Annotated in this window: 17 protein-coding genes; all 17 read right to left on the reverse strand. The window is 38.6% G+C overall.

Annotation, left to right across the window (positions count from 1 at the left end; all coding sequences use genetic code 11):
- Positions 1-44: 44 nt before the first annotated feature.
- The 17 genes from DWY95_RS05430 to DWY95_RS05515 all read right to left on the reverse strand — a co-directional run bounded on the left by DWY95_RS05430 (position 45) and on the right by DWY95_RS05515 (position 19640).
- Positions 45-1706, reverse strand: coding sequence for a relaxase/mobilization nuclease domain-containing protein (locus tag DWY95_RS05430; protein WP_158577525.1), 1662 nt, complete (start codon positions 1704-1706; stop codon positions 45-47).
- The gene (locus DWY95_RS05435) at positions 1678-2073 is read right to left on the reverse strand and encodes a plasmid mobilization relaxosome protein MobC (protein WP_118552691.1); all 396 of its coding nucleotides are present in this window, start codon (positions 2071-2073) and stop codon (positions 1678-1680) included. Before DWY95_RS05435 ends, DWY95_RS05430 begins: the two co-directional genes overlap by 29 nt.
- A gap of 881 nt (positions 2074-2954) precedes the next feature.
- Positions 2955-3740, reverse strand: a complete 786-nt coding sequence (locus DWY95_RS17360) for a hypothetical protein (protein WP_243082591.1) — start codon at positions 3738-3740, stop codon at positions 2955-2957.
- 212 nt (positions 3741-3952) lie between these two features.
- Complete coding sequence (locus DWY95_RS05445; protein ID WP_118552692.1) at positions 3953-4714, reverse strand: hypothetical protein; 762 nt, start codon at positions 4712-4714, stop codon at positions 3953-3955.
- Between the two features lie 37 nt (positions 4715-4751).
- Entirely contained in the window at positions 4752-5318 is a 567-nt protein-coding gene (locus DWY95_RS05450) for a hypothetical protein (RefSeq protein WP_118552693.1), read from the reverse strand.
- Positions 5319-5767: 449 nt separating this feature from the next.
- Positions 5768-6670, reverse strand: coding sequence for a sugar phosphate nucleotidyltransferase (locus DWY95_RS05460; RefSeq protein WP_118552695.1), 903 nt, complete (start codon positions 6668-6670; stop codon positions 5768-5770).
- Positions 6671-6673: 3 nt separating this feature from the next.
- A complete protein-coding gene (locus DWY95_RS05465) occupies positions 6674-7717 on the reverse strand; it encodes a capsular polysaccharide synthesis protein (RefSeq protein WP_118552696.1) in 1044 nt (347 codons plus the stop codon).
- Positions 7714-9156: a flippase gene (locus tag DWY95_RS05470; protein ID WP_118552697.1), complete on the reverse strand. Its 1443-nt coding sequence runs from the start codon at positions 9154-9156 to the stop codon at positions 7714-7716. The genes DWY95_RS05465 and DWY95_RS05470 overlap by 4 nt, the downstream gene beginning before the upstream one ends.
- Entirely contained in the window at positions 9157-10122 is a 966-nt protein-coding gene (locus DWY95_RS05475; protein ID WP_158577526.1) for a capsular polysaccharide synthesis protein, read from the reverse strand.
- A gap of 1 nt (position 10123) precedes the next feature.
- Positions 10124-11164 carry a glycosyltransferase family 2 protein gene (locus DWY95_RS05480; protein ID WP_118552699.1) on the reverse strand — a complete coding sequence of 347 codons (1041 nt, stop codon included), beginning with the start codon at positions 11162-11164 and terminating at the stop codon, positions 10124-10126.
- Complete coding sequence (locus tag DWY95_RS05485; RefSeq protein WP_118552700.1) at positions 11115-12311, reverse strand: hypothetical protein; 1197 nt, start codon at positions 12309-12311, stop codon at positions 11115-11117. The genes DWY95_RS05480 and DWY95_RS05485 overlap by 50 nt, the downstream gene beginning before the upstream one ends.
- Entirely contained in the window at positions 12295-13401 is a 1107-nt protein-coding gene (locus tag DWY95_RS05490) for a glycosyltransferase family 1 protein (RefSeq protein WP_118552701.1), read from the reverse strand. Before DWY95_RS05490 ends, DWY95_RS05485 begins: the two co-directional genes overlap by 17 nt.
- Complete coding sequence (locus DWY95_RS05495) at positions 13394-14320, reverse strand: glycosyltransferase (RefSeq protein ID WP_118552702.1); 927 nt, start codon at positions 14318-14320, stop codon at positions 13394-13396. Before DWY95_RS05495 ends, DWY95_RS05490 begins: the two co-directional genes overlap by 8 nt.
- Before the next feature lie 16 nt (positions 14321-14336).
- Complete coding sequence (locus DWY95_RS05500) at positions 14337-14639, reverse strand: hypothetical protein (protein WP_118552703.1); 303 nt, start codon at positions 14637-14639, stop codon at positions 14337-14339.
- A gap of 1 nt (position 14640) precedes the next feature.
- Complete coding sequence (locus DWY95_RS05505; RefSeq protein ID WP_118552704.1) at positions 14641-15762, reverse strand: glycosyltransferase; 1122 nt, start codon at positions 15760-15762, stop codon at positions 14641-14643.
- The gene (locus DWY95_RS05510) at positions 15759-16085 is read right to left on the reverse strand and encodes a glycosyltransferase (RefSeq protein ID WP_347561981.1); all 327 of its coding nucleotides are present in this window, start codon (positions 16083-16085) and stop codon (positions 15759-15761) included. Before DWY95_RS05510 ends, DWY95_RS05505 begins: the two co-directional genes overlap by 4 nt.
- A gap of 114 nt (positions 16086-16199) precedes the next feature.
- Positions 16200-19640 (reverse strand): SIR2 family protein, encoded by a 3441-nt coding sequence (locus tag DWY95_RS05515; RefSeq protein WP_118552706.1) that lies wholly within the window; start codon positions 19638-19640, stop codon positions 16200-16202.
- Positions 19641-19656 lie beyond the last annotated feature (16 nt).

Here is a 19656-nt window from a genome sequence, read left to right on the forward strand (position 1 = left end):
CATCCGGCAGGGTTCCGGGGTGCGGGGTGGAAGACCCTGCTGATTTACAGGCTCATATCATAGCTGCGCTTCTTGCGTTTCGGTTGACGCTCACGCTGTTCCTGTCGAGCCTGCTCCTGCCTTGCCTTTTCGCGGACTCTAGCCTCCCACTCGCGTTTCCATGCAAGGTCGGATTTCATTTCATCGGTCTTTCGGAAGATGCTGTACACGTTATCCGATGCAATTTCCAGACGCCGGGATTCTTCTCTCAGGGGAGCGTATGCCTTTTTCCTCTCCGCGATTTCTTTGGTCAGTTCTTCTTTCCGTTTTTTCAAAGATTTCAGCGATGGTAGCTTTCCATCATTTTCTTCTCGGAAATATTTCACGGATTCTGCATAGGCATCCAATTCCTTGGAATGCTCTGCACGGAATTTTTTCTTAAAAATCGCCTTCGTAAATTGCTGCTGGACATCTTTTGTAGAAAGATACTGCCCCGCATAATGAATCTGTTCATTGGTTTTGTACAGTTCATCCTCTGCCTGTGACAGCCGTTCATACGCAGCCTGCGCATTGGCCTGTGCTGTCTTACACAGATCATTCAGTTCTGTCAGGTCGTTGATGTTGTTTTCCTGCACCCATACCAGCGTTTCAGCCATTTTCTGCAAATTGCTGATTTTGACCTTTAGTGCATAGGCCAGATTTTCCTGTGCCCTAACATTCTCCTGCAGGTCCACAACAAGCCGCAGCCTAGTTCTGGTCGTAAAGATCAGTATGGGATCTTCCTTGTACCGCAGATTCTTCTCGGCGTTCTGAACAAAGAATCCTTCCAGACATTCTCTTTTGCAGCTATCCCCCAAAGAACGCTCCGATATGAACTTGTTCCGTTCCGGCGGCAGATAGCTATAACGCCCACGTTGGGTTTTGACGAAAATGTTGTATTCATCCTGCAGGATGTCTTGAAAATCTTCATACGAGATTGCTTTCTCACGAGCAGCGGCAACGGCATCCCGGATAAGCTGCTTCTGTGTTTGAAACTTTGTCGGATTGGGCGTAAATCCTTCCGTTTCGATTTTCTGTTTTTTCTCATCCAGCCGCCGCTGTGCCCAATACTCCGCTTCGGTCACACCCGTTCTGGATGGTGACAGTAAATCGACCTGATGCAGAAACTCGCGGCGGCACAAATCCATGAGGGATTTCTGCAGGTGTTTCAGGTATTCGTTCGTCACATGGTGCTTGTACCCTGCCTTGCAGTCAATGGGCCGCTCCATAAAGGGCTGCTTAGGCACATCCAGTTTTCGCAAACTGTTGATTACGATATGTACATGAATATTGCCGCTGCCATTATGACCGTCTATGTGCGTACAGACCAATGCCTGATGCCCCGGAAAATTTGCTTTTGCGTATTCCAGTCCAAGCTCCTGCGCCCGTTTACCCGTCAAACAATTTTCTGTGCTGTCCCGTGGATCAAAGCTGATGATGTAATGGTGGCTTTTGATTTCATTCTTGTTTTTGTTTTTCTGGTACTCGCGGTTCAGCTGCTGGCAGGCTGCATCGAAAGAATAGGGTTCACAGTTCAGACCGTCCAGATAAAACTCATCCCGCATGATACGATTTCCTTTCTGGTCAAGGATCGGAGCTTTCCGAAGCTCGTCATGCTTGAAAATCAGGTACTCCAGCGCAGCACCATAGTTGGAGTTCTTACTTGCGATATGCTTTAAGATTGCCATAGTTCTTTCCTGCCATTTCTGCGACCTGCTCCCGCATTTCAAAAATGCAGGAAATCGCATGGTTGATGTTTTCACGCATGACATATGATGGAAGGCCTCCACTGTTGAAGAACGCTGCGATCTGGTTCAAGTTGTTCCCGATGGCGGCAAACTCCCGTGTAATTGCTTCGATCTCGTCCGGGTGAACATAGAACACATACGAGGTATTCACTCGGCCTTTCATCAGCATCTGCGCTGCAAATTCAGAGAGCGTCATTCCGGCATCTTCGGCCTGCTGGTGTAAAAGTTCATGTACTACTTCTGTAACTCGTGCGGAGATTACTTTTGTCTTTACGATAGATTTCACTTTTTTCTTCGTTCGTGGCATGGGGTCTCCTTTCCAAAATCAAGAGTTTGATTTTCCCGGCAGTGCATCTGCACTCCGGCTGTGGCCTGCTTCTGCAGGTCACCAACAGGCAAAATCATGTGATTTTGCACGATGTGAGGGTATGGGGAGCACAATCCCCATCAAGATGCCGCGTGGAGAAATCGCCCGTAGGAGCGATTTCGTATACAAAGGCGAATCTTGCTCTTAACTACCGTCCACTCTGTCCTAGCCCGTTCCTGCCCGATTTTCTCCGGCGTATTTTCCGGTAAGACGCGCAGAATGCGCATTCAGTACCAGAGGTATCCTGCTGGGGTGGCTCATGCGATTTTCAAGGTGCGATGTGACTTTGTAAGGAATTAGGGATTTTCAGAAGTGATGCCGTAGCGAATTGGCTTACTTTTGAAAATACTTCCTATACCCTATACAAACTTTAAGGGGTGTTTTTAAACTGGGTCTTTTAAAAGTTCAAAGAAAATTCATTTTTCCAACGTTCCCCTCTACCTATAACAATCTAAAATGGGTGTTTGGCAACCAGATTTTCAAATTTTGTCGAACTGCCTAATTTTAGAACATAGATTTTGTTCATTTCCCACTTATAGAACTAGAGGAAAGCAGTTTTGCAAAAGATTTTGAAAGTCCCTACACTAATAGGAATCCTCAGGACCGTTTTTGAATACAGTTTTGAAAATTTCACAATTTCGTGCAAAAAGAAAAACGGCAAAGTTCAAAATCGAACCTTACCGTCATTCATAAAGACACTGTATAAAACGAAACGCCCACGATAAGCAGGTGGCGTGCCTGTTCATCGTGGACATATTGCTATTTTAACGTTGTGTAACTGTTATCGATGTTCCTACACGGGCAACCTTGACACATCCGTGTCAGGACGATTCACTGAACGATCTCTTCATCTTCTCCTTCACTTCATCCGGCACATCGATCAATCCGAACCGATAGAACATGCCATAAATGTAAGTCACTCCCCGGATATCCCCCAGCGCCTTGGGTCTGTCCACTACCTCTCCAATTTTACCGATATTGTGATACGCCAGCAGCGCAGAACTCCAAGCAAGGCTCTTGCTGTCCTCTCTGCGGTCGATCCACAGCTCCTTGGTGAACTCATCTCCCCTGCCCTTCTTCAGCGTATATGTAAAGGGCAAGCCGGACATCGTCTTGAATTTGTATCCCTGAAAAGCCACCACGCACTTCCAGAGATTTACTTCGCAGGGATTCTTCTTCAGCGCAACCACAGCTCGATAGTGACGCTGCCGCTCTGCCCCGGCACTGATATTGGAAGCTTCAGCCTCCTCCGGGAAATACACGCCTTTCTCATACGGCAAATAAGAGGTCACAGAGGGACGGGACAACTGCAAAGCAGACATGGTGGAGGTGACAGCAGCAGAATAACTTTGTGTGCTTCTAAAAGAACAGAACGTCTGCTGGACGAGCTTTGCCGTGTCCGACTCGTAGACCCCGACTGTGATGAGCAGCTTCCGAACCTTGATGGGGTTGAGGGACAGTGCGTCTGCGATGGCTTGCAGACTCATTTTGTCCGTATAAAGGTCAGCAGCTGCTTTCATCTGCTGTGCTAGGTTCTTGGATGCACTATACTCTGGCTTTGATGGCTTCCGCCCACCGCCGGGCTTACGCGCACGTGTATTACTCACTAGTTTTCACCTCGTTTTTTATTTCCGTCACAAACTATATATCGTGCTCAAGAATATGCCGTGTGAACTTCTGGAGTTCAGTCCACACGGCGTATTGCTTTATTTCAGTTTTGTGAGTGACCAATAATTGACGTCCTATGAAATCGGAGCCCCCTGTGTTAGTGCCGCCCCTTTCCCGACAGCATATAGCGGTGCTAACACCTGTCAATATCTTAATCTATCCATTTCACCTCCTTTTCGAGCACATTCTTTATTTCTCCTGAACCCAATATATCTCGCATTCTCTGATTATATTCTTCATCACTCTCTTTTTGCTTAGCTACCATTTGGATTCCCTCTTGACTCAAATTTCCATTCTCCTCAAGTTCCTTTTCTAAAGAATAACTCTTTTTTCTTACTTCTTTCAAGATATATATGACAGTTTCCAAGCGATAAGCATCAATCAGTTTAGAGTACGCCACACCTTTGTTAAAAATCACTTCTGCGCACGGCTTCATAACATCTAATTTGTCGATTGACTTATTTACATAGAAGTTTGCCTCTTGAAATATGAATGGGATACTTTCATCCTGTTTATCCTTGCCAAGCCCTACTTTTTTCCCGGACAAAATATCGCAAAAGGAAGTCGCAGTCATTACCCAATAACATACTTTATTGTCAAACTCATCTACAAATTCACTTTTGGCTCGACCAAAAGTTTTATGTTCCTTTATTTCCTGTATTCGATGTTTTGCCATGCGGTATCCCATCAACGCCAATGGTGCGGCCGCTGCAATCGTCAGAAGTACCTTACCCTTTGGAATTATGTCCATAATATCGGCGTGGTCTAATGCCATTGCAAGAAAGGCTAAAAATGCTTCCCACAATACAGATATTTCCAGTGTTTTCTTCTTATCCAAAATACTTACTATCTTTTCAACATCTTTTTTTAGGCTCATTTCTTGCCATTCATTAAACTTAATATCATAATTCATAGAGTTATCCTCCTTCCATATTTGTATGTAGCGTTTTTTAGAATGTTACACCAATTGCCTCAATGTTTCTGTCAAGATTTGCGGCCGGGTTGGGCGCATACTGTCCCTTTTCTCTTATAGTTTCATTTCCAAGCCATTTCAAACATCCACGCTGAACAGCATAAAGCTCATCTACATATTTTTTTCCATGCTCATGGTTGCTTAATCCAAATAGTTTATTCAAATCTTCCTCGGATGCATTATCTTTTAAGAATTTCACAATTTCTTTTAAGATTTTTGCTGTGGCATCTTTACTATATTTAACCACATTAAGTCCATAAAGCTCTGCAAACTCAGAGTTTCGCTTATAGTATATGAGGTAGGTCATTTTCACTTCCACGCCACTGCATTTACAATTTTGGCGAAGATACCGTTTTCCGCGAGCAAGGCAACTTCCAAAACCTTCCTGTTTGCTGCCAATAAATTCAATACATGCTCTAACTGGGCACGCTCTCAATTCTTGACATTTGCAGGCACGGTCAATAATCTCCGGTGCCGGGATCACGTCGTGGCCACTGTGGTCATCCGTCCGTACAACAACAGGTGCATAGAAATGCTTTGCCATAGATATTACCTCCCAATTATCACTTCATGTATCGGTATACTACATACTTCACTTTGTTTTTTATGCCCGAAATTTCTTTCAGCCGACTTTTATCTTCGCAGATTCGATCCGGGCCAGCTTCTTCTTTCCAGTTCCGGAACCGAAATCTTCTTTCTCCATTCAAAAAATTCCGTCAGGCATTTTTTCAAACCTTGCTTTGTTTCCATAAACGCCTGCCGCTCGCCACTGTCCGTTTGTATTTTTACATTGGAAAATCTGCGATTATACTCTCTGTGAATTTCTGATGCCATGTAATTATGGAATTGTTCCAGTCTCTACCTGTTGAGATAGGCTCATAAGCATATAGGTAGAAAAGCATGGCAAAGAAAGACAGTAAGATTGAGAAGTCGAACGGTTCGTAGAGGGCGGTTAAGATGTTCATAAGGAGTTTGGATAATACTTTAATCATATTACAAATCACTGAACAAGCCAGCTTTATACACGCCATTCTCCAGCATCTTCTTGAAGCTATCCTTTACAGCTGCAACGTCCTCATGGTAGGTCATACCATACCAGGTATCGTTGGTCTTTAGAACCTTCACGGACATTTTACCCTGCTCCAGCAATTCACCGATGAAGATGGGAATCAAGTATTCCGCTTTCAGAGGATTGCCCGGAACTTCCTTCTCGAAAAACTCTTTGAAGCCTTCCTCCAGAACATCCAGAAAATCAGGAGTCAATCCCCACATATTCATAGAAACCAGAGAATTCACATCAATCACTTTTCCGTCCGCTTCTGCCCCATCCGCTGTTTTTACGATGTTCTTGGTCTCTACGACCTCAGTCAAGTTATTTTCCGCATCCATCTTGCAGATGCCGCGGGTCACACCACCATTATCGGACAGTGTGTTCTTCAGCACAAAACCTGCCATGCAGGACTTTCCGCCGTTTACCAGATAGTCATGGACGGCTTTGAAGCCCTCTTTACCATAATAATCGTCTGCGTTGATTACGATGAACGGGGTATTGATTACGTTCTTTGCTGCAAGCACTGCCTGACCGGTTCCCCACGGCTTTGTCCGGCCTTCCGGCAGAATTCCCGGAATATCGTTAATCTCCTGGAAAGCATAATCAACGGTCACATTGTGGGAAGCGCAGATTTTAGCAATACGATCTACGATAACCTCTTTGAATTCTTTTTCGATATCCTTCCGGATAATAAATACCACATGGTTGAAGCCTGCCTTGATTGCATCATGGATCGAGTAGTCCATAATGATGTGGTTGGAAGCATCCACCGGCTCCAACTGTTTAATTCCTGTTCCAAATCGGCTGCCGATTCCAGCCGCCATAATAAGCAATGCAGTATTCATTTTTCAATCCTCTTTACAAAAGTTTTCCAGAAGATAGCCCAACCATGTCTGATCGCCTTTTGATGTTTTTAATACAAGAATCGCATCCGAATCTCGTCCCCACCACTTCCATGACAACTTATGCAGATATTGTTTCTCCAAAAAAGCTTCTGCTTCTCCTCTGTTTACAGGTTGATCATACTTTCTATTAATCGTTAAGCATTCATTGTTGCCACAACGAACACTATCAACCATATTTCGGATTTTACTTCGTTCTTTATATGCAATATCAAACATATGATCTGTCATCAGATAATTTACATAGTACTTTCTGTTTGTCCAATATTCAATATGCATATCATAATTAAACTTGCAAAAGGCATTTCCCGCTTTTGCACTCATAAAAAAGGTGCTCCACCGGCCTCTGCCAATATACCATGTGTTATCTTGGCCTAATGTTTCCCATTTATCGTTGAAAAATAGTTCATCAATATCTTTGGTAAAAAACATTGTTGCATCAGACCAAACGCCTCCATAATAATACAGCAAATATGTCCTAACCACGTCACTAATTTGGGTTTGATCTAATGTTATATTTTTCAAATCAGTTTTATCTGCTTTGTGTTCTGTAAATCTATCAATGATAGCCTTAGGCAATTTTACATACTGCTGAAAATTATCCTCGCTTAAAACTACTACTTGATGACCATTGCTGTGCTTTCTCATGCTCTCAATGCATTTTTTCACAATAGGTGGTGCATTTTCTTCACCTTGCCACCACATTGTCCAAATCACATTATTTATAAGTTCTTCCGAATTCTCACAGCGATATGAAGTCATTGGCGAGACATCATCAATTCCATCATAATCTCCAGCTTGCAATCCCTTATAAGAAATCGGGCAAACCCGTTTTAAATATTTTTCAATCACATTATTATTTACATCATGAAGCATCCATACAATTTTACCACCCTGCCTATATCCAACAAATATATGGTTTATTGTTTTCCAAAGCGTCACAGCAGGGCCGAAATATTTCAAATATGCTATATTTTCTCTTGAATTCATTTTTGCCTCCCAAAAGTTTTCAGTATGCTAAGCATCGTATCGTCATTTGTCTTATTCCAATAAACAACACATGGTAACATAAAAACCATCATTCCAATAAAGATCTGTGCAACTAATGTATACGGATGCATTCCTAGCAGCCTTCCAATACTCTTGCAAGTAAAAAGCATTATTAGGCCAATAAAAATGTATACTCTAATATTTCTTCTATTCAAATACTTCATAAAATCAATTTGCCTTTTTACGAATTTTATCTGTATAAAGAGCATCAAATACTCTGTAAACAGGGTTGCAATTGCCGCTCCCGCAGCACCACAGAATGGTATCAGTACAAAATCAAGAATAATGTCACAAAAGGCCCCCCAAGCCATAACTACAATATAGTCTTTATCCCGCCCTGCCGGTATGAGATACTGATCACGAATCGCCCGTGACAACGTATTGGCAGGAATTGTAAATGCCAATATCGTAATTAGCGCCGCACACGGCAGAAAAGCTTCTCCCCAGAAAACGACCGAAAATTCTTTTGCAATTGCAGCTGTTCCAAAGGAAAATGCAATCGATGCAAATACCACAAATTTAATCGATTTATTCATCAACTTTTCAAACCCTTTGACTTCTTTATTCGCCAAAAGATAAGTCATGCGTGGAAACATAACATTGGTCAATGAATAAATCAGTGTTTTAGAAATCAGTGCTTTATCTGCATTCTCATAGTAGCCAACATTTGCTTTATCAGAAACACTGCCCAGTATAACCTTATCGATTGAAATATACATTGTTTCCAATAGTGTCGGGACAAACAAAATCAACATATGCTTCAAATGCGTCCACATATTGCACCAGCAAACTTGAGGACGACTGATTTTTCCGCGAATCATGACATAATACGTTGCATTGCTTATAAAGCTGCTGGCCGCCATTATAATAAAGTATGTATATAAATCATGTTCATTGTTAACACATAGCACTATAAGAACAAATGTTGCAATCTTTATTACCATATCTCGAATGGCAACACCTTTATATTCTTCTATTCCAAAAAAGAACCAGTTAATATTAAGTGTTCCACCTAAATACATTAAAGTAAGCACTATATAATACTGGAGATACTCGCCCTGAAAGTTAACTACAAATAAAATATATAATCCAAAAATAACGACACTGATCAAGATATGAGACAAAAAAATTTCCCAAAACACTTTACTTCTTTCTATTTTATCGTCTCCAGCTGATGCAATGCATCTTATGCCGTATCGATAAATTCCCAAATTTGCAATAAGAACAAAATAATTTAGAATTGTTGTTGTATAGGAATAAACCCCAAGCCCATTTGCCCCTAACGCTCTAGAAAGGATAGGAGAAGTGATCAACGGAAGGATCATAGACAAAATTTGATATAAGGTTTGATAGAAAAAATTTGATTTTATCTTATTCATTTATAAAGCTCCACAATACCTTCCAAGATACTTCAACACAAGATTTTGATATTGTTTAGCAAAAAAATATGCGCATTTTCCATTAGATGTTCGCAGCAAGTCATTTGCTAATCCGTAAAATTGTATTCCAAATCCGTATTTTTTTATTCGCTTCTTATCTATAAATTTACGAAAATGTCGAAGTGCCGACTTTATCTTTCTCTTATATTTTTTATCTTTACAATAGACCTCCTGCGAATCATCCACAATTCCGCTATCCAATAAAATCTTTTGGTATAGAGTCAATTTCCTGTTATTTGAGAGTTCTACCGAACTCTTCCAATTCAACTTACTGAATATCGGAAAATCAGAAACTTCATATGTCGTTTCTGCCATTTTTTCCTGCATCTTCAAAACATTTCCTGCATATTCAGTCACTTCATCCAATTCTCTATTTGCCTGCTTAATTTCATTAAAAATAATGTAGAAGAAATAATCAATAAGCAAATAGTCCACTAGTTCGTCTTCGTTCTTCCAGTATCGACATAAAAGTTCAGCTTGCTTTTCAAAAATAACATTATGTGCAGTCCCGCCCAGCAAAAAACCGCACCATTGATTATTTGATACGCCTTTATTGGGCATATTCATTTTTACTGTATAAAAATTTTTTTCAAAAACTTCCTCTGAAATTTGTCTATTTACATATATCGTACTATCAAGCCATAGTCCACCATATGCATTTAACAAATTAATTCTAATTATATCTGAGAAGTGCGTTAGTGAAATTACCCCCTTTTCTCTTTTCTTTTCAATATATTGGGGCAGTGCAACATACTTTTTATAGTTAGATTGATCAAGGACAATCACTGGGTGATTTCCAGAGTTTTTTCTCATACTATGTATACAGGCCTTTACAGTAGGCGGCGCATTGCTTTCCCCCTGCCACCACATTGTCCATATTACTGACTGCGTTATTTCTTTTTTCATATTATTTTTCACCATATTTAATTCTAAAAATAGCATATACAGGATAATAGATTTTTAAAAACAGCAAACGATATATTATTCGTTTCTCTTTTGGGATTCGGGTAAGATTTCCTTCTCGTTGAATCGTTTGATACAGTCGTTCAAAGTCAAATAGATTTATTATGTCCTCAACTGTTTTTTTTCTAGCTTTCCATACCATATCATTTTTGCTGTTAAAATAGTCATATTTTAGCAGCAAAATCAAATCATTCATTTTATATAAATCGAATGATTCTTTTATATCATTACATTCTAAAGACTTATTTGAACGTAGAATTTGTTCAATTCGCTTATTAACGCGCATAACATTTTGTGAATATCCCTTATGATAACTGTGTACTGCAGAATTCACATTAACGTAATAACAATATACTGCGCTATCGACAACCATATTGCTTATTGAAGCAGCATAAAGCTCCAGCATAAATACAAAATCTTCTCCGATATAGATATTTGTATCAAAGCGATAGTTAATAAGCAGCTCCTTTTTTATTAGTTTTGCACACGACGAGCGGAAATCATGCTGCGAACAAAACTCACTATATCCATCCGCTCTCAGCGCGTGATTCATAAGTTCTTGCGAAGTTATACAATTTTTTTCAGCATGACTTCCCTGTGATATTTTGGGTTGATGATCCAATACACGTTGGCTTGAAAAAATGACTATATTCTTGTCAGATTTCGCATATGCCTTTATTGTTTTCACACCGTCCTCTGTCAAATAGTCATCGGCATCTAGAAAGAGAATCCATCTTCCCGTGCTTATTTGGATTCCTGCATTTCGTGCTTTGCTCACACCTCCATTTTGTTGGAAAACAGTTTTTATATTATGGGGGTATGTATTTCTATACTCTTCTATTATTTTAGCACTTTGATCTGTCGAGCCATCATCAATTAAAATCAATTCTATTTCCGGATCCAACACAGACTCTATACAAAACTTCAGATATTTTTCAGCATTGTATACCGGAATAATGACTGATATTTTTTCCTGTCCATTCATTTTTTTCTCCCGATTCGTAATCTTCTCTTATTGAAATTTTTTGGCTTTTATTTATTTCCATAATTGTTAAATAGAAAAAAATCCAAAAATATGTAATATCTATAAAATGAGATGTCACCATTTCTGCCATTACAAACGTCACAATAATATAGTTATATGCATTTGCTCTTATCAATTTAAATATCGTATACACGCATACCAGAACTGCCAGAATCCCCATTTCAAGGTACATATTAGGAAAGTCCATTTCTGCTCCACGCAATACAAATTTTGTAGAGTTTAATGTTTGAAATCCCGCACTTTTATAATTACTATTGTATATGTTTCTGTATAGCCATGCGCGGCCCATTCCAAATGAATCCAAGTTCACATTAAACAATTTTCTTATAATCGTATCATCGATAATTTGCAAATTCATTTGAATATAAATTGCTGTTACAATTACCGTCCCTATCGCCGTTACAATTACTAATCGTTTTTTTACCGTATTTTTCAATAAATATTGTCCCAAGAAAAAAAGAATAAATGCATAGAGAATCATTATTCTTTTATTCGTCATTATAACAAATATCAATGACAATAATTTCCATTTGTTTTTTCTTTCGTTTGCACACAGATAAATGCAAAGCCCCATTGATAATGGTGAAAACATATCAGATTCTGTTGAAACATCATTAAAACCTGATAGTGTCAGTCTAAAAAAAGCGTCTATACTAAATCGATGTGTCAATAGCAAATCCAATATGTATGCTGCAAAAGAAATACAGAGGATGACTTTTAATATCCGTGTAATGTCTTCTAGCTTAAATATATTTACCGAATAAAAAGCACCTGCGAGGGGAATCAATATTCTAAATACTCCCACAAATGGCACTATATTAAATGTATCATTTCGCACCATTTGATATATCGAAATCAGCAAAAATGCCGCTGACATGAGAAGAATTTCTTTCGCATCATCTCTGCAAAACCATGTGTTTTTTATTTTCTTTTGAATCAAACAGTTTATAATGAAAAACAGCATCATCAGATTTTTCATATAATTAAAAAATGCGATGCTGTACACTTCTTTTGAAAAACAATCTGCAATATGGAAGAATAAAATCAGAAATAATATCAGGGCATCTTTTCTATATTTTATTTTCATTACATCTTTCCTCTTTGTCGTAAATATTCTTTAATCGTCTTACCGCGAAATTTATATCATACCCTGCGTTTTGAATTTTTTCGTATCCTTGTTCTCTGTCTGCATTGAAATATATATTGCAAATTTTTTTGATCCAGTTTTTAGTATCACTAAGGCTAAGCATACACATCTGGTTAAAATTGATAACAACTTCTCCTGATATTTTTTTAGAAACTACGCAATGCAATCCGCTCGCCTGCGCTTCTATCAATGTAACCGGCAAGCCTTCCCATCGAGAGGGGAAGACAAACACATCCATCGCCTGCATCCAGCAATTCACATCATCTCTAATCCCCAAAAAGTATACCTGGTCATCCATTTGCAAGCTGCTCACCTGTTTTTTTACTGTATCCTGCAGTGGACCTGCTCCAAGCAATATCAGTTTGGCTTTTCTTTGTTTTTGCACTTCGTAAAAAACATTTACCAGAAATTCATGATTTTTTTGCTCATTAAAGTTTCCAACATGACCAAGTAGCAGCGTTTTCTCGTCAATATTCAGCATTTCTCGATAGCGTTTTCTGATTTCGGGATTGTACTGAAATTTTTGCAGATCTATTGCATTGGGCAAAACAGTATAATTTCCACAGCCAAAAATCCAATCCCCTGCCAAGGTTGAACAAGCTACTGCTTGTGTATAGCTCGCCCGTAACAACGGATACAATAACTTATGTACCTTTGGGTGCTCACATCTTGAATTGTGGCAATGTGCAATTCTGACAGGCACTTTTTCTATTTTGGCAAGGGAAAGTTCTAGTCCCATGGTGCTGCTGTTTCCATGGACATGAACCACGTCAAACTTTTGGCGTTGCATAAGTGATTTCAAAGAAAAGATATAACGCAACATTTCTTTTTTTCTATCTGGAAGATATTCAAGTGCACATCCCAGATCAACGAAACTTTTCAGAATTTTCTCATCTCTCACGCCTGTCACAACAATCGTAAATGTTCCCTCATAATCCTTCTGCTTCAACGCTTGGATATAGTTCAACATATGCGTAGTAATCCCACCCATTCCAAGTCCAGAAGTATTAACGATCAATATTTTACGCATACTTTTTCCCACTCTTTACTGTCCATTGTTCTGGATTCGATTTTGCTCCATCTACAATTCCATCGAAGGTTGCCTTTATCACAGCAATTTTATTCTGTGCCCTTAAAATGCTCGGAATCATAAATGAAATAATAAATCCAAAATATCCTTTGCAATTATAATTTTCATACCCAACGCGGCCATATTTCTTCATTTTTTTGTTTGCATAAATAATATTTCTATTCGTATAATAGACTCTTAAAGGACTTACAAACTTTTTATAGGAAAATTTTACAAAATTCTGATTATGCAAAATTTTGCTCACGCCAACCCAGAATTTTTGTTTCCACTCACTTTTGGGAGTTATTTTTCCAAACTCCTGATCCAAAATCCACTTGTTGAGTTTCAAAATTTTGTATCCACTTAGCGTAATTCTCTTGCAAAAGTCGTTATCAACAAGATCTATAAACATCCATTCGTCAAACTTTCCACATTTTTCCCAAGCTTCTATTGATGTACACGATGCAGATGTAATACAGAAATTCACATACTCTTCCGCTTCATTATCTTCTGCCTGTAGATATGTTCTTCGCCTGTCGATAACCTGTGGGCAAACAATACCAATATTTTCGTGTGTTCTTATACTCTCTTCAAAACCATGAACCATCCCATCTGGAATTAATGAGTCCTGGTCCATAGTTATCAGCCACTTATATCCATCAACCTTTGCCTGCTCCATGATTCGATTAAGCGCATATGCTATGCCACAATTTTTATTTTCTGAGAGATAAGTGACACCATCGTAATCGCCATCTGATATATCAGAATTATCAAATATATATATCTCCTTCACTTGCTTTTTTAAACGAGATATATTTTTTTCAAGTCGTTCCTTCTCAGCATTAAACACCACTATACCAGCAGCAATACCACCTATCATTCCAAGAATTCCCCCTTTACAATATTCCTGTATACATTGTATGAACAATATCTGCTTTTACTTTCTTCAGATAAGAATAGATCGTCCTATAATATGCATAAGCGTTCTTCTGCTTCTGTGGCAACTTACATAGTTCTATATTGTTTTCTTGGCACATTTTTTCATAGCCGATATCATAGGGTTCTCCGGCAGCAATAAACACTTGAAATCTATCCTTATCCAGATTCGTAGCATAATTCATGACTTGGGATGTCACACCATTTCTATCAAAATATGATGTTATCATTACTACTTTAATTTTTCTCATAAATAATCCCATTTCAGATAGTTTCCAGTTTTTGTAGCTCGGCAGAGAAATCAATCGGATGTTCTTTCAAATACTCAACAGTTTTTTCCATTTGAGAAGGATTGCTATACAAGTACTCAATTTTATCTGCCATGGCTTCTGCACTTAGTTCGGCAACATATCCATTGACACCATCTTGTATCTGTTCAGCCAGAGGTCGAATATTTGAAACCACAATCGGTAAGCCTAAAACTCGTGCTTCAACAATAGTGAGTCCGTATCCTTCATGCCGAGATGGTTGGACGTATAAATCGCAATTCTTCATATACGAGTATGGATTATCTTTACGGCCAAGAAATACAAATTGTTCTTCCAGATTGTACGTTGCCACTAATTTCTTAAGTGTTTCTTCATCTCTACCGCTACCAATAGCATACCATGCAAAATCAATTTTCTTTTTCTTCAAAATATTTGCTGCTTTTACAGCAATATCATAACCTTTTTGCTCCGTCAGCCGGCCAACGGTTACGATATTGAAAACATCCCTAAATGGTACAACCTCATCTTGTTCGGCCTTTCGTTTAATTTCTTCAATATCTATAACATTATAAAACACATCAGCCTTGTTCCCATACTGCGGATACTCTTCACAAAACACATCAACAACTGCCTGTGACACACCATAAACCTTGTCATACATACACAAGTATTTCTGAACACTTTTCAGCCAGTAGAGTTTTTCATCATGGAGCCATGTTGCCTTTTTCTTGGCTTGTATTTTTGTCGCCAAGAACGCAGTCACAAATGAACCATATCCATAGAAGTCAATGGCAACATCATAGGTCTTTTCAAAGACATTTGTCACACAATTTGAAATAAAATCGTAGTATGGAATAAATGAATTAACCGATAATTTTTTCAATACCTTTGCCGGGAAAGCATACATTGAAACCAGTGATTTTGCAAAAGAACTATTAAAAGTCAGTTGAACAATATTAACCTTCTTTTTTAGACGATAAGCATATTCATTGTCCGAATCAAGCAATACAAGTGTTATATTATAAGCTTCTTCGGGAAGCGCATTAATTAACTCTATCAAAGCCACTTCAGATCCGCCGCCGCCCAGCGACTTGGCCATTATTAATAATTCTTTCATCGATTTTCCCCGCAATACAATTCGTTTACCAGATTCTCCAGTTCTTCATTGAACTTAGCATTATTGCTGCTCATACCATGTCCCATACCAGCAACAATCTGGTCATAATTCATGATAACATCTCCCAGCGTATTAATGTCTTCCACCGGAATAATCGTTCCCATTCTCTGCGCCACATTCCTTGCAAACTCAACCTGATGGTCGTTTACATGCTCATTGAACTGATGTTGCCGCGGCACAACGATGGGCGTTTTCCCAATCTGCAGCGGCATAATAAAACTTGCCGGGCCCCCTGATGTCAAGATAGGGACAAAAAATTTCACACAAAAAAATAAGCCGTATAGGATTTTCTAATGGCTTTGAACCATTTAGACGCCCTATACGGCTTATTCATATTTACCTAGCTAGTCTTTTCCAGTATTTTTTCTATAATCCTATTAGTCATATTTTCCATTTCCCCTGCAGCATTTTTTGAATTTTTTTCCGCTGCCGCAAGGACATAGTTCATTTGCTCCCACTTTAGGACGAACTCTTTTATACGGCTCTTGATATTTATTCTCTCCAAAAAGAAACTCTCTTAGTCCTTCCTCAAAATCTGCAATCTCTTGAACGCCACCGTCCGACATAGGGTTATACCTTGCATCCTGCTGAGCATTTATCACCACTGCTTTCGTTAAATAATGTGCCCGATTTTTTTCTTCCGTGGAATTGGGCAGTAGTTTATTAAAGAATAATTCTCTCAACGATTCAGAATATGGATTTAATTCCACATATCGGAACACTTCATCTATTTCTGTTCTCACAATCTTTCTGTGCAAGATACCTTTACACAGCGCAAGTTGTGCCGACATAAAAGCTCCCGCAACTTCACATTGGTAAGGGTTTACTGAAAGAATTTCTCTTGCATCAGTAATTATTGTATTTATTTTGTCTTTATCTTTGTTCACAAAATTAAGTTTAAATGTGTTTGTCGCACCCCATAGCATTCCCAAGTATTCAGATGCCTCATTATTTTTTTCATAGCTATTTAGAGGAACTTCTATTTTTATTTCACTCACTTCGTCTAGTGATATGGTTTCGCCTTTATCAAAAAACCTTTCCTCCAAGTCGCAAAGTCTACATAACATCCACTTAGCTTGAACATCAACGTCATTCAGATATTTTTCAGAAAGCATCTTTGCGTCCGCCATAACTTTAGCAATGACGTCTTTCTTTCCCATTTGAAATGCCATTTCAATAATATTTCTGTGTGATAGCATCAAGATACGCACTGCATTGATATTTTCATAGTTACATTTGCTTCTCATTGTTTTCAAGACATTAAGTGCGTCATCAAATTTTTCAAGCTGAAGATCATTCATCATTTCAGCATTGTAGCAGTCCATTTCTGAGATAGATGACAATTCATCCATCTCAGGATTTTCACCGATTATTTCGTTCATTTTCTGAATCAAACTATTAGATTCTTCTACAAATCCCTTTTGTGATAACCCTTTTATAGCTTCGGATAAAAACAATTGTTTCAGGACGTTGGTGGCTTCACCTCCTTGAACCTTGCACATCTCATCTAATGCCTCCATCATGTAAGAAAGATCATACAGTGACCACCCTGCATATTGTTGTGCCACCATATTTAATCCCATTACCTTTGTTGTTGCAAGCTTCTCCTTCTGAGTATTTTCCTCTGGAATTTTTACTTGTCGCCAAAAAGCATATTCATTATCAATGATAGAAATAAGAACCATCGGGTCATCGTTTTCATCAACTGTCCGCTTTTGTAGGAGATTAAGTCGTCCAAGCAATACATCTATATTCTGGGTATTTTCGTCAAACTCTTTCAAAACCTTCTTAAAAAATGAAATTTCAGGAAAATCCGTCAAAGCCCGCGTTATAAATATTGCAAATTTGCTTGCTTCATTTTGCCACAACTCATTCAGCACTTCCGAAAGTCTTGAATCATCCATATAGAAACAAAACATATATTCTTTTATTAAGTCTGGATATAATGGTTCAATTTCCAAACTATTCTCATTTACGTTTTGACAAATTGTTGCAAATATTGCTTTCTTTTCTTCTTCTCGTTGCTTTCCCGGAAAAGAGTGATTTTGCAAAAAGGAATTCACCATATTCCAATCGTCTTGATAATAGATTGGAATCTTTTCCGGTTGAAGTTTACCGCTAATATTGGCTCTCAATAGTAAGTGAATAAATGCATTGCAACAAGATTGGTCATTGTCTAATATCTCCAGCCATCTCTGCTGTTCTCTTTCTAGCAGTTTTTGCAGAAGCTCCTCAAATTTATCATATCTTGGCAGTTGGAAGTCATTTTCAATCCATGCTTCTACAAATATTTGCACAAATAAAGGTCTGAATTGCAATTTTTCGTATTTTTTCCCATAAGCCTCACATAATTCCCGTGCGACTATATCGTCCGCTTCTATTCCTCTTTGGTTCATAACTTCTTTAATTAAGGTTTCTACTGATGCTCTATCCAAATCCCCCAAATTCAGAAAATAGTTTTTGTACTCCGTACTTTTTAGATCGTACGTGTCATATTTTCCGATCCTTTGAAGCAGCTTGTAATACCACGAACTTGCATTTCTTGAGTTTTCACGTTCCAACAAAAGAATTCTTATTTTATAGTCCGAATTTTCAAATTTTTCTTTTATCGAGCGAATAGCATTTGCAACAAATCCTTCACGACTTGCAACATAATCAATGACTACCACTGTATTGTTAAACGGTTCAAATGAATCGAAATCACTTTGGGTTGCATTCTCATTAACAAAGAATCCGAACCATTTACCGGCAGATTGTTTTAGAAACTCTAGTGCAAGGCGACTTTTTCCTGCTCCAGCCTGCCCCGTAATCGCCCACCACAAGAACTTCTGATCTTCTTCAAGAAAATTTTGCAATTGGCTCATTTCGCTGGTACGCCCGCAGAAAGGCAATTGTTGTAAAGAATAATGATACTTCTGCAACACATCTGTCGCATATCCCGCTGTTTTGTATGGCGATAGTCCAATCAGCGGTCTTTTAATGACCTTCTCTTTAATGCGCAATTCTGCCATGTCCTCTAAGAAATCTGGCAAATCACTGTACTCATTTCCATACGAAATAAGTTTTATATTGCTGGGCATTCCAACGGGATTTTCGCCCTCTCTATAAAGGAAATAGTATTCCTGATTCATCTTGAGATGGCTATTGGCGAATTGAATAAATCGTGATATATTAGCGTCTTCTGTTGTCTTTCCGCATCCAACAAAAATGAGCGTTCTCGTTCCCAAAATTCCTTGTATAAACTGCGCTCCTTGATTATTCATTACCGCATCATACTGTTCTTTATCTGCAACAATATTGTCAATCTCCTTTTCAGAATCATAAATTCCATGAATGTGCAAAACATTGTTCGATTTTCCCTGTTTTAGCATTTGAAAAGCTACATTGGGTTCTTCATAAGATACCGCCATCAGTCCAGTAGCATTCTCTAGAAGGTGGTCATAATTTGTCGTTGCAAACACATCCTGCATAAGCAATATTTTCATTAGTGTGTTTTTCAGTTTTTCGTTCACAACCACGGTTGATTCAAATGCCTCATGCATCCATGTTTTATAAGACCCTTCTTCCTTGAGTATTTTTATAACTTTTCCAACAACAGAAACCATGTTGTCCGTTGAGTTATCGGACATCAATGATTCATTAAGCATATCCGCAGTAGCATGGTCTTTTATACGACCAATTCCATCAACTATCCAATCCCACCATGTGTATTTTCTTCCCGATAATGCTGTTGAAAATCCTGCTCCAAAGAGGTAAACAATCTCATTCTTTTCTAGTGCTTTTATAAGATCAGGATACAACTGGATGTCACTTTTCATATTCTTTCTCCATAAA

The sequence above is a fragment of the Faecalibacterium sp. AF28-13AC genome, assembly GCF_003478405.1.
Classification (GTDB): Bacteria; Bacillota; Clostridia; order Oscillospirales; family Ruminococcaceae; genus Faecalibacterium; species Faecalibacterium prausnitzii_E.

What these genes read in the sequence shown, in the direction of transcription:
- DWY95_RS05430 (WP_158577525.1), bottom strand. Translation starts at nt 1,706, where the DNA reads ATGGCAATCTTAAAGCATATCGCAAGTAAGAACTCCAACTATGGTGCT.
- DWY95_RS05435 (WP_118552691.1), bottom strand. Translation starts at nt 2,073, where the DNA reads ATGCCACGAACGAAGAAAAAAGTGAAATCTATCGTAAAGACAAAAGTA.
- DWY95_RS05445 (WP_118552692.1), bottom strand. Translation starts at nt 4,714, where the DNA reads ATGAATTATGATATTAAGTTTAATGAATGGCAAGAAATGAGCCTAAAA.
- DWY95_RS05450 (WP_118552693.1), bottom strand. Translation starts at nt 5,318, where the DNA reads ATGGCAAAGCATTTCTATGCACCTGTTGTTGTACGGACGGATGACCAC.
- DWY95_RS05460 (WP_118552695.1), bottom strand. Translation starts at nt 6,670, where the DNA reads ATGAATACTGCATTGCTTATTATGGCGGCTGGAATCGGCAGCCGATTT.
- DWY95_RS05465 (WP_118552696.1), bottom strand. Translation starts at nt 7,717, where the DNA reads ATGAATTCAAGAGAAAATATAGCATATTTGAAATATTTCGGCCCTGCT.
- DWY95_RS05470 (WP_118552697.1), bottom strand. Translation starts at nt 9,156, where the DNA reads ATGAATAAGATAAAATCAAATTTTTTCTATCAAACCTTATATCAAATT.
- DWY95_RS05475 (WP_158577526.1), bottom strand. Translation starts at nt 10,122, where the DNA reads ATGAAAAAAGAAATAACGCAGTCAGTAATATGGACAATGTGGTGGCAG.
- DWY95_RS05480 (WP_118552699.1), bottom strand. Translation starts at nt 11,164, where the DNA reads ATGAATGGACAGGAAAAAATATCAGTCATTATTCCGGTATACAATGCT.
- DWY95_RS05485 (WP_118552700.1), bottom strand. Translation starts at nt 12,311, where the DNA reads ATGAAAATAAAATATAGAAAAGATGCCCTGATATTATTTCTGATTTTA.
- DWY95_RS05490 (WP_118552701.1), bottom strand. Translation starts at nt 13,401, where the DNA reads ATGCGTAAAATATTGATCGTTAATACTTCTGGACTTGGAATGGGTGGG.
- DWY95_RS05495 (WP_118552702.1), bottom strand. Translation starts at nt 14,320, where the DNA reads ATGATAGGTGGTATTGCTGCTGGTATAGTGGTGTTTAATGCTGAGAAG.
- DWY95_RS05500 (WP_118552703.1), bottom strand. Translation starts at nt 14,639, where the DNA reads ATGGGATTATTTATGAGAAAAATTAAAGTAGTAATGATAACATCATAT.
- DWY95_RS05505 (WP_118552704.1), bottom strand. Translation starts at nt 15,762, where the DNA reads ATGAAAGAATTATTAATAATGGCCAAGTCGCTGGGCGGCGGCGGATCT.
- DWY95_RS05515 (WP_118552706.1), bottom strand. Translation starts at nt 19,640, where the DNA reads ATGAAAAGTGACATCCAGTTGTATCCTGATCTTATAAAAGCACTAGAA.